General features: G+C 62.5%; 7 protein-coding genes. 4 read left to right on the top strand and 3 right to left on the bottom strand.

Features of this window, described 5'->3' with window-relative positions; translation table 11 throughout:
• The 3 genes from ACTJLA_RS26595 to ACTJLA_RS26585 form a co-directional block, all read right to left on the bottom strand.
• On the bottom strand, nucleotides 1-1,709 hold a 1,709-nt coding region (locus ACTJLA_RS26595), incomplete at its 3' end, for a DUF6531 domain-containing protein (protein ID WP_440842458.1).
• A gap of 128 nt (nucleotides 1,710-1,837) precedes the next feature.
• Nucleotides 1,838-4,912: an efflux RND transporter permease subunit gene (locus ACTJLA_RS26590; protein WP_440842456.1), complete on the bottom strand. Its 3,075-nt coding sequence runs from the start codon at nucleotides 4,910-4,912 to the stop codon at nucleotides 1,838-1,840.
• A gap of 2 nt (nucleotides 4,913-4,914) precedes the next feature.
• Nucleotides 4,915-6,021 carry an efflux RND transporter periplasmic adaptor subunit gene (locus ACTJLA_RS26585; protein WP_181125005.1) on the bottom strand — a complete coding sequence of 369 codons (1,107 nt, stop codon included), beginning with the start codon at nucleotides 6,019-6,021 and terminating at the stop codon, nucleotides 4,915-4,917.
• A 100-nt stretch (nucleotides 6,022-6,121) separates the two neighbouring features.
• Here ACTJLA_RS26585 and ACTJLA_RS26580 point away from each other — a divergent pair, with 100 nt between their 5' ends.
• From ACTJLA_RS26580 to ACTJLA_RS26565, 4 genes are all read left to right on the top strand, one after another.
• Nucleotides 6,122-7,327, top strand: coding sequence for a multidrug effflux MFS transporter (locus ACTJLA_RS26580; RefSeq protein ID WP_259039035.1), 1,206 nt, complete (start codon nucleotides 6,122-6,124; stop codon nucleotides 7,325-7,327).
• Between the two features lie 76 nt (nucleotides 7,328-7,403).
• A complete protein-coding gene (locus ACTJLA_RS26575; protein WP_034125786.1) occupies nucleotides 7,404-8,270 on the top strand; it encodes a pirin family protein in 867 nt (288 codons plus the stop codon).
• Between the two features lie 166 nt (nucleotides 8,271-8,436).
• On the top strand, nucleotides 8,437-9,882 hold the full coding sequence (locus tag ACTJLA_RS26570) for a mechanosensitive ion channel family protein (protein ID WP_314544271.1): 1,446 nt from the start codon (nucleotides 8,437-8,439) through the stop codon (nucleotides 9,880-9,882).
• Between the two features lie 93 nt (nucleotides 9,883-9,975).
• A complete protein-coding gene (locus ACTJLA_RS26565) occupies nucleotides 9,976-10,413 on the top strand; it encodes a carboxymuconolactone decarboxylase family protein (protein WP_054896576.1) in 438 nt (145 codons plus the stop codon).
• Nucleotides 10,414-10,455 lie beyond the last annotated feature (42 nt).

Raw genomic sequence — 10,455 nt, 5'->3', positions numbered from 1 at the left:
TCACGCCCTTTGGCGCGATGAACCTGGTAGTCCACCGCGACGATGCGGTCCAGCTCATAGCGCAGTAGTAGGGAACGACCCGCACCGTTATCCAGCCGCTCAATCCGTCCTGAGCGATCACGGCAAATGCGCAGACGGTTGTCATACGCATCGCTGATGGAAACCAAGACACCGTTACGAAAGTGATAAAACCGCGACGCCTGGGCCAGCACCAGTTCATCAGGAGCCGAGCCCAAGTAGATCGCTGCTTCCGCCAGGCTATTGGTAATCGCCGGTCGAGCAACTGAGGGCAAGGGCAGGGTAGTCGAGCGGTTCTCATGGTCGGTCCACACCACCGAATCGCCCGATACCACCAGCCGATGGGCCAGCCCATGACTCCAGCCAAACCCCAACCCACAATCCACATCCACCGCACTGGTGCGGTACAGCCGCGTCCACTCAAACGGCAAGATCCCATCCAGCGCGCCATCGGTGAGGGTCAGCAATTCCTCGCCCGTGACCATCGACACCGGGCAGCCATGGGTAACGGTCTTGTCCGCTGGCGCCGCCGCATCGCCTTTAGGATTTGAAGCTACCGCCGGCACATCATCCACACGCTCTTTCTGCGTCAGCACTAAGTTCTGCCGCGCTCGCCAGCGCATCTGCACCGTGCCTTGCTTCAGCCCTCCCACCACCCCGCGAACCGCCACCGCTTTGTAGCGGTCCACCGCCCGCATGAACGTTGTGAGGATCGTCAGCACACCGGTCACGAAACCCACGGCTGACTGAAGAATCCCTGCGCCGTACTTGACCAGGCGCATACTCAAATACGCTACGCCCGCTGCCGGCAGCGCGATGGTCAACACCACGCCAATCACCAGGTCAATCAGCAGCGATACCATAAAACCGGCGGCCGCTTGCGCAACTTCACTAGGTGGTAACGCCTCCAGCCAGATCATGGCGGTGCGCAGTAACAGGTACAGCGCCGCCTCATCACTGGCCAGCAACATCGCTTGTTCCATGACCTTGGGCGCATCGGTGGCGATTTGCGCCAACCTGGCCGCCTCGCTACCCAGGTGCTCGACGTACTTGAGCGGGTCTTCAAGAATCGCCTGCACCTGCTTGATGCTGTCCCACACGTCACGGATCGCTGCCCAACTGCCGGCGAGCACGCCGTTGCCTATTGCGCTGGCCGGGGATTGCTGCCAATGCGGCTTGAAGCCTTGCCACTGCTCGCGCAGCCATTGCTCCAGATCCGCAGTCAGCCCGGCATAGGAAGCAAACAAGGCATCGACTTGCTGCGCTGAAACACCGCCCTGAACCCTTACCTGATAGCGCCCGCCGGCGGCGCATTCGTGGAAACCGTCGCCGTGCTCGTCGAGCAGGATGACCCTGGAGCTGCCGTCATCCAGCCCGATCACTTCAACCGGAATATTGCCGATCGCCACGTCGTACGCTGACTCGAACCTGCTCTGGATCTTCAGCACACCCCCTGCCGGACAGCGGGCCACGGTGGAAAAGTCCGCATCGCCAAGACCGACCGACTGCTGTGCATCCCCAACCCGCAACACCCGATCCATACCCAGCAACGAAGGCATGTCCGCTGCATGACTGACCGTATCCAGCGCACGCGAATACCAGGCGCCCATCTGCTGGCGGTACTCCACCAGGCTCTGATGGAAACCATCCAGCTCGTGTTCGATAAAGGTAATGTGGGCTGCTTGGGTCATACGCGGCGGCTCCCCACGGGGGGCGGCCAGGTAACCAAGTCTCTAACAGGAAAAACCATCTGCAATCCCTCGCACTGTTTGATCAGGCGAGGGACTTTGCAGAGGTTTACAGGGGAGGGGAGTAGAGCTTATCCGGCAGTTACGTGGGACGTTTCAGCAACCTTGTCGCGCAGTACCAGGCTGCACAGCGCCGGCAGAAACAACAGCGTCAACACCGTGCCCACCAGCACACCGCCAATCAGCACATAAGCCAGCGACGACCAGAACACAGACAACGTCAACGGAATAAACGCCAACGCCGCCGCCAGTGCCGTAAGGATCACCGGCCGCGCGCGCCGCACCGTGGCTTCGATAATGGCCTCGCGAATCGCCATGCCGTGGTCCTGGTTCTGGCGGATCTGGTCGGTGAAGATCAGCGTATTGCGCATCAGAATGCCGCCGATGCCAATCAGACCCAGGATCGCGTTGAAGCCGAACGGCTGGTTGAACAGCAGCAAGGTCGGCACTGCACCAATCAGGCCCAAAGGCGCGGTAGCGAACACCATGAACATCACGCCGAACGAGCGCACCTGGAACATGATCACCGTGAGGGTGAGCAGGATCATGATCGGAAACAGCGCCGCCAGGGCCACGTTGGCCTTGGCGCTTTCCTCAACCGGGCCGCCGATGTCGATTTTGTAACCGCTGGGCAGCTTGGCGATCAGCGGTTGCAGGTCTTTGTACACCGCCATTTCCACATCGGGCGGTTGTACGCCATCGATGATGTCGGCGCGTACCTCCACGGTGGTGGCGCGGTCGCGGCGCTTGAGGATCGGTTCTTCCATCACCGCCTTGAAATGCCCGACCTGGGCCAGCGGCACCGACGTACCGGCGCTGTTGGTCAGCGTCATGTTGTTCAGGTTGGCCAGGTCTTCGCGTTGGCTGCCTTGGGCGCGGGCCACCACTGAGACGGTGCGGTTGCCTTCGCGAACTTCGGTGATCGGGTTGCCGCTGAGCAGGGCGTTGAGTTGGGACTTGACCTCGTCGGGGGTAAAACCCAGCAAGCGCAAGCGATCCTGGTCCAGCACCAGGCGATAACCGCTGGCACGCTCGCCCCATTCTAGGAAGGTGTCTCTGGTCAGCGTGTTGCCGGCCACGACCTGACGCACGTCTTCAGACAGCCCGCGCAGCACATTCAGGTCGGGCCCCGAGACGCGAAACACCACCGGGAACGGCACCGGCGGGCCGAAGACGAGCTGCGTGACCCGTACCCGCGCCGACGGAAATTCGCCTGCCGCAATGCGCTCGCGCATCCGCAGTTTCAGCGCGTCGCGGGCGTGGGAGTCCGGGGTTTGCACGATCAACTTGGCGAACGCCGGGTCTGGCATTTCAGGGTTCAACGACAGGAAAAACCGCGGTGCACCGCCGCCCACATAGGTGTCGACCATACTGGTCTGCGGTTCTTGCAACAGCGCCTTCTCCACCTGCGCCGCCACGGCTTCGGTGCTTTTGAGCGCGCTGCCGGGTGGCATATACACTTCCAGAATCAGCTCCGAGCGGTCGGAGTCCGGGAAGAACTGTTTCTTCACCACCGCCATACCCAGGCCGCATACCACGAACGCGGCCACCACCATGCCGGTCACCAGCCAGCGCCCGCGCACGCAGGCCTCCACTAGGCTGCGCAGTGTCTGGTAGTAGCGCCCGGCATAAATCGCATCATGCCCGCCGGGCACTGGCTTGATCTGCGGCAACAACTTCACGCCCAGGTAAGGCGTAAACACCACGGCCACCAGCCAGGATGAAATCAGGGCGAAACCCACGATCCAGAAGATATTGCCGGCGTACTCACCCGCCCCGGAGCGCGCAAACCCAACCGGCAGAAAACCGATGATGGTGACCAGGGTGCCGGTCAGCATCGGCGCCGCCGTAGAGCTCCAGGCATAGGTGGCCGCGTGGATGCGGTCAAAGCCTTCTTCGAGTTTGACCACCATCATCTCGATGGCAATGATCGCGTCGTCCACCAACAGGCCCAGGGAGATGATCAATGCGCCGAGGGTCACGCGATCGAATTCACGGCCGGTGACCAGCATGATCACGAACACGATCGACAGCGTAAGCGGCACGGCCGCCGCCACCACCAGCCCCACGCGAAAGCCCAGGGCCAATAGGCTGATCAGCATCACCACGGCCAGGGCCACGAAGAATTTGAGCATGAACTCGTTGACCGCCAGGCTGATGTTTTTCGCCTGGTCGGAGACTTTGGCGAAGTTCACGCCCAGCGGCAGGTCGGCCTGGATTCTGGCTTCCTGGGCCTGCAGGCTCTTGTCCAGTTCCAGGCCGTTCCAGTGCTTCTCCATGATCACGCCCAGCATCAACGCCGGGTCGCCCTGATGGCGGATGCGATAACTGGGCGGGTCTTCATAACCCCGGCTCACGGTGGCCACATCGGCGATGCGCAATACGCGGCCATTGACTTGCAGGGGCACGTTTTCGATCAGCGCGAGGCTGTCGAACGCGCCGTCGATGCGGATATAAGCGCGGGCGCCCGCCGTTTCGACGAAGCCTGCGGGCGCCACGGCATTTTGTGCGGCGAGGGCGGCGAAGATCTGTTCGGGCCTGATGCCCAGGGTCGCCAGGCGCTCATAGGAGAACTCGACAAACACGCGCTGGGCCTGCTCGCCAAGGATATTGACCTTCTTCACCCCTGGCAGGTTGAGCAAACCCTGGCGCAGCTCCTCGGCCATTTGCACTTGTTGGCGATGGGGCAGGTGTTCGGCTTCCAGGGCGTACAACGCAAAGTACACGTCGGAATATTCATCGTTGAAAAACGGCCCGATCACGCCCTTGGGCAGGCGCGTGGCTTCGTCGCTGAGTTTTTTGCGGGTCTGGTAGAACAGCTCCTGAATCTCGCTCGGGCGCGTGGACTCCAGGAAGGTCATGCGCATCGACACAAAGCCTGGCTGGGCGATGGTCTCGACGCGATCGTAGTAGTCCAGTTCCTGCAGGCGCTTTTCCAGGCGGTCGGCTACTTGCTCCTGCATCTCCTGGGCGGTGGCGCCGGGCCAGGCGGCGGTGATGGTCATGACCTTGACGGTAAACGAAGGGTCTTCTGCGCGCCCCAGCTTGCCGAACGCGAAGACCCCGGCAACGAGGATCGCAATCAGCAAGAACAAGGTGACGGCGCGGTGCTTGACGGCCAATTCGGAGAGGTTGATCCCGCGCATACTCATTGATCCTGCTTACGGTTGAGGGCCAGGGCCTGGGCGGGCAGCAAGCGCACCGTGTCGCCGCTGTGCAACAGGTGAGCGCCGAGGGCGACGATGGTTTGGCCGGGTGTTACGCCGCTGTCGAGCAAGGCGTCTTCCTGGCCGAGGCTGGCGACCTTCACCGGGGCAAAGCTGATCTTTTGATCATCGCCAATCAGCCATACGCCCGTGCCTTGCCCCGCATCCTGCAAGGCGCCAATCGGCACGCGGGTTTGCAGGGGCTGGCCGTTGCCTTGCAGGCGCACGGTGATGGTGGAGCCGAGGGCGAAACGCTCGACCGAACCCTGCAGCACGTAACGTGCGCGGTAGGTGCGGGTGACCGGGTCGGCGCTGGCGGACAGTTCGCGCAGGGTGGCGGTCACGGCCTGGTCCGCTGCGCCAAAGGGAAACGCCAGGGCTTTTTGCGCGGCCAGGTCACGCCGGTTCTCCGGCAGGTTGACGATGGCTTCGCGGGCGCCGTCATGGGCCAGGCGCGCCACGATTTGCCCTTCGGCCACCACTTGGCCGCGATCGGCCAGCACGTCGGTGATGATGCCGTCGCCATCGGCCTTGAGTACCGAATAAGTGCGACGGTTTTCGATCTGGCTGGCATCCGATTGCGCTGCGGCCAGTTCGGCCTGGGCGACGCGCAGGTTGGTGGCCGACTGGTCGAAGATCTGCCGCGACACCGCGCCGGTGCTGGCCAGGCGCTGGTAGCGGTTTTCATCGTCACGGCGCTGGCGCAGTTGGGCCTGGGCGGCGTTGACGCGGTTCTTGGCCGAGCGCAGCGCCAGTTCGAAGTCGCCGATGTCCAGCACCAACAGGGTGTCACCACGGGAGACGTGCTGGCCGGGGTCGACCTTGCGCTCGATCACCTTGCCGCTGACCCGAAAGCCCAGGTCACTTTCAGTGCGTGCCGCCACCACGCCGGTATAAGCGCTTTGCTGGGTGCCGGCTGCTTCGACCTTGACGGCCAGCACCGGGCGCGATGTGGGCGCCTGGGCGGCGCTGTCGGCCTTGCTGTTACAACCACTGAGGACCACCAGCAGAGCCAGGGGCGTGAGAAGGCGCAGGGGGAGAGGGGGCATGACGAACTCCAGGGTGACCATAGGGCAAAAAATTATGGACATAATTTTTTGCTCATATTATGGTCGAAATATAAATTAATCCAGCCCCCGGATACTCCCCATGGCAAACGCCCCGGCACCCTCACGCAGCTTGCTGTTCTTGCTGGTTGCCCTCACCGCATTGGGTGAAGTCTCGACGCAACTGATCATCCCCGGCCTGGGTGCCATCGAGCACGCGCTGCAGGCGCCGCAAGGCTCGGCACTCATGGCGCTGTCGGCATTCGTTGCTGCGTTTGGCCTGGGGCAGCTACTGTTCGGGCCGCTGTCGGATCGCATCGGCCGGCGGCCAGTCTTGATCGGGGGCCTGGCGCTCTACGTAGTGGCGACGCTGGCGATGCTGCTGGTCACCGACATCCAGCAGTTTATCGCCGCCCGGGTGTTGCAAGGCCTGGGCGCGTGCGCCGCGCTGGTACTAGCGCGCACGGTGGTGCGCGATGTGTGGAAAGCCGAGGCAGGCCCGGCCCTGGCGCTGACGATGATCGGCATGTTGTATGCCATCGTCGTTGCGCCGATAGCAGGGGGCTTACTGATCAAATTACTGGGGTGGCGTGCGCCCATCGCCCTAGCGTTGGTGATCGGCAGCTTGGTGTTATTGCTGGCGCTTCTGTTCTTTCGCGAGAGCAATCATCACCTCGATCCCAGGGCCGCACACTGGCGCACCCTCGGCGGGCAGTATCTGGATCTGCTCAAGGGGCGCCAATACCGTGCTTACGCGGTGGCCCTGGCGTGTACCTATGGCGCGATGTTTACGGTGATCGCGGGTTCATCGGCGGTGTTTATCAATCTGCTGGGGTTCAGCAGCCTTGAATACGGGCTCAACTTCGGGCTGATTGTGTCGATGCTGATCGTCGGCTCCACCTACACCCGGCGTAACATTCAGCGCCTGGGGCCGCAGCGCATTGTGGCGATGGGTGTGACGATGGTGGCGGTGGGCGGGGTGGCAGCCCTGGCGATTTACCTGGTGTTCGGGTTGTCGGTAGTGGGGCTGGATATTCCCATCGCCCTGGTCACGCTCGGCGGCGGCCTGGTGCTGCCCGGTTCCGTTACCGGGGCCGTGATGCCCAATGCGCATCGTGCGGGTTTAGCCGCCGGGCTCATGGGATTTGCACAGATGTTCGGCGCCACGTGCAGCGGGTTGTTGCTGAGCCAGTTACGCGATGGCAGTGCCGCGCCGATGATCGTTATCCAGGCCGGGTTTGCACTGTCGGCACTGGTTGCCTTTCAACTGCTGCGCCAACGCCAGGTTAAAACGCTGTCCTATATATAGAACGATCAGGGCCATTTTTACCGGCTAGTGCTCAAGGGTGAGGCGATTTAAGGTGTACTCACTTTGGAGGTACACCATGAAAAAGCTGATTGGTATCTACACCAGCCCCCGCGCCCACTGGGTCGGCGACGGCTTCCCGGTACGCACGCTGTTTTCCTACGACACCATGGGCAAGCACATCAGCCCATTCCTGTTGCTGGATCACGCAGGTCCAGCCGAATTCACCCCGACTGAACAACGTCGCGGCGTCGGCCAGCACCCGCATCGCGGTTTTGAAACCGTGACCATCGTCTACGACGGCGAAGTCGAGCACCGCGATTCTACCGGTGCCGGCGGCAAAATCGGCCCGGGCGATGTGCAATGGATGACCGCAGCCAAAGGGATCCTGCACGAAGAGTTTCACTCCCAAGACTTCGCCCGTAGTGGCGGCGCACTGGAGATGGTGCAACTGTGGGTCAACCTGCCGGCCAAGGACAAAATGGCGGATGCCGGTTACCAGACCATCGTCGATGGCGACATTCCGGTGCTGCCATTGGCAAACGACGCCGGCCACCTGCGGCTGATCGCCGGGAAATTTGCCGGTACTCAAGGCCCGGCCCGCACCTTCACGCCGATAGACGTATGGGACTTGCGCCTCAACGCCGGTAAAGCGGTCACGCTGGACCTGCACGCCGGGCGTAACACCGCCTTGGTGGTGCTCAGCGGCACGTTGTTGATCAATGGCGAAGAAGTCGCACGCCAGGGGCAATTGGCCCTGTTCGAGCGCGACGGTAAGCAACTGACCCTGGAGTCCAACGACGACGCCAAGGTGCTGCTGCTCAGCGGCGAACCCATCGACGAGCCCATCGTCGGGCACGGTCCGTTCGTGATGAACACCGAGCAGGAGATTCACCAGGCATTTGCCGACTTTCAGTCGGGCCAGTTCGGGCAAATGCACGCCTGACGGTTCACCGCAACCTCCTGTGGGAGCTGGCTTGCCTGCGATAGCATCACCCTGGTGTAGCTGATACACCGCGGTGTTTGCATCGCAGGCAAGCCAGCTCCTACATTTTGTTTCCAGGTTTCTGATTTCATGCGATCTTCTCGGCATTCGCCCTGGAGTCGCCTGGATGCCCTCATTTATCGCTGATCACCCGATGCTGTGCGCCATGGCGTTGATCCTGATCGACATCGCCGTGTGGCGCCTTATTTCCCCCAACCTGGCCAACTGGAAACTCGCAGCGCGGCTGGTGATTTTCGCGGTATTCAGTGCCGTGTTGTTCAACGACGGCATGAACCCCATGCAAGCGGCGCCCTATGCCGATGACACCACCCTGCACCTGGCCGCCACGGCGCTGCAGATCGGCTGGTGGTTGTTCGCCGCGCGCACCCTCACGGTATTGCTCGGCGCGGTGATGATGCAGCGGGTCGGCCATACCGGGCGTTTGTTGCAGGACCTGATGGGCGCAGTGATTTTCCTCATTGCGATCATCGCCGCCATGGCCTACGTGCTCGACCTGCCGGTCAAGGGCGTATTGGCCACCTCCGGCGCGGTGGCGATCATCGTCGGCCTGGCCTTGCAAAGCACCCTGAGCGATGTGTTTTCCGGGATCGTCCTCAATACCACCAAGCCTTACCAGATCGATGACTGGATCTCCATCGACGGCACCGAAGGCCGTGTCACCGATATCGACTGGCGCGCCACGCGCCTGCAAACCTCTCAGGGCAGCCTGGCGGTGATCCCCAACTCCCTGGCGGCCAAGGCCAAGATCATCAACTTCTCGCGTCCGGCGGACATGTTCGGCCTGGCGGTCAGCCTGCAAGTCAGCCCCCATGCGCGCCCGCAAACCGTGATCGAAGCGCTGGAGCGTGCGATGCAGGGCTGCCGGCCGTTGCTGGCCCAGCCGGCGCCCAGCGTCGCGTTCAAGGCGTCCACCGGCAGTGGCGTGGAATATGAGATCAGCGGCTTTGTGCCGGCCATGGGCCTCAAGCGCGAAACCCGCAACCAGCTTTACGACCTGGCCTACCGGCATTTGCAGGCGGCGGGCGTGGGGCTGTTGTCTGCCACCGAAGGCAGCACGCCGCCTGCGGTGTCTGGCGCCCGCGCCTTGCTGGAGCGCTCGTCGATCTTCTCGACCTTGCGCCAGGAAGAAAAAGACACCTTCAGCCAGAACATGACCCTGCACACCTACCGCGCCGGTGAGATGATCCTGGCGGCGGGGGAGGTCAGCGATCACCTGTTTATCATCGAGTCCGGCGTGGTCTCGGTGCTGTTGATCAAGGACGGGCACAAGTTCGAGGCTGGGCGCATGGGCCCTGGGGAGGTGATCGGTGAGTCCGGCATTCTCTCCGACCAGGCGGCGCTGGCGGATTTTTCGGCCAAGACCTACTGCACGCTCTACCGCATCGAAAATGAATACCTCAAGCCGTGCCTGGACGCCCGGCATGATATCGGCGAAGCCATGAAGGCGCTGCTGGACTTCCGCCGCCATGCCGCCCAGGCCCTGACCGAAGACGCGCCCGTGGTACCGGTCAAGAAGGGCTTCATCCAGTGGCTGAGGAACCGCGGTCTGTAGATTGGTCACCTGTTCTTCGCCCGGATTGGCTATTTCTCCAGAACGCTGCGCTGACTACTCTGCGCACCTATCCCAACGTTCTGGAGATTCACCATGCAAACCCGTACCGATTTCTATACCGCCTCCCCGGACGCCATGAAAGCCATGCTCGCCCTGGAAGCGGCGGTGGGCAAACTCTCCATCGAACTGCCACTGCTGGAACTGGTGCGCTTGCGCGTATCGCAGATCAACGGCTGCGCGTTCTGCCTGGACATGCACACCGCCGATGCACGCAAGGGCGGCGAAACCGAGCGGCGCCTGTACACCCTGTCGGCCTGGCGTGAAACCCCGTTCTTCACGCCGCGCGAGCGTGCTGCCCTGGCCTGGGCCGAAAGCCTGACCCTGCTCAGCCACACCCACGCCCCCGACGAAGACTTCAACGCCTTGGCTGCGCAGTTCAGCCCACAGGAGCAAGTCGACCTGAGCGTCGCCATCGCCACCATCAACAGCTGGAACCGCCTGGCGGTGGGCTTTCGCAAGATGCCCAAGTAACGATCGGAGAGTTGCTGCTTTTTGTGGCGAGGGAGCTTGCTC

This window comes from Pseudomonas sp. 22072 (assembly GCF_052046095.1).
Lineage (GTDB): Bacteria > Pseudomonadota > Gammaproteobacteria > Pseudomonadales > Pseudomonadaceae > Aquipseudomonas > Aquipseudomonas paracarnis.
Note: the sequence above shows the minus strand (reverse complement) of the source record. Positions and strands in the feature narration are given on the sequence as shown.

Coding starts and splice junctions, on each gene's coding strand:
- ACTJLA_RS26590 (WP_440842456.1), bottom strand. CDS start 4,912: ATGCGCGGGATCAACCTCTCCGAATTGGCCGTCAAGCACCGCGCCGTC.
- ACTJLA_RS26585 (WP_181125005.1), bottom strand. CDS start 6,021: ATGCCCCCTCTCCCCCTGCGCCTTCTCACGCCCCTGGCTCTGCTGGTG.
- ACTJLA_RS26580 (WP_259039035.1), top strand. CDS start 6,122: ATGGCAAACGCCCCGGCACCCTCACGCAGCTTGCTGTTCTTGCTGGTT.
- ACTJLA_RS26575 (WP_034125786.1), top strand. CDS start 7,404: ATGAAAAAGCTGATTGGTATCTACACCAGCCCCCGCGCCCACTGGGTC.
- ACTJLA_RS26570 (WP_314544271.1), top strand. CDS start 8,437: ATGCCCTCATTTATCGCTGATCACCCGATGCTGTGCGCCATGGCGTTG.
- ACTJLA_RS26565 (WP_054896576.1), top strand. CDS start 9,976: ATGCAAACCCGTACCGATTTCTATACCGCCTCCCCGGACGCCATGAAA.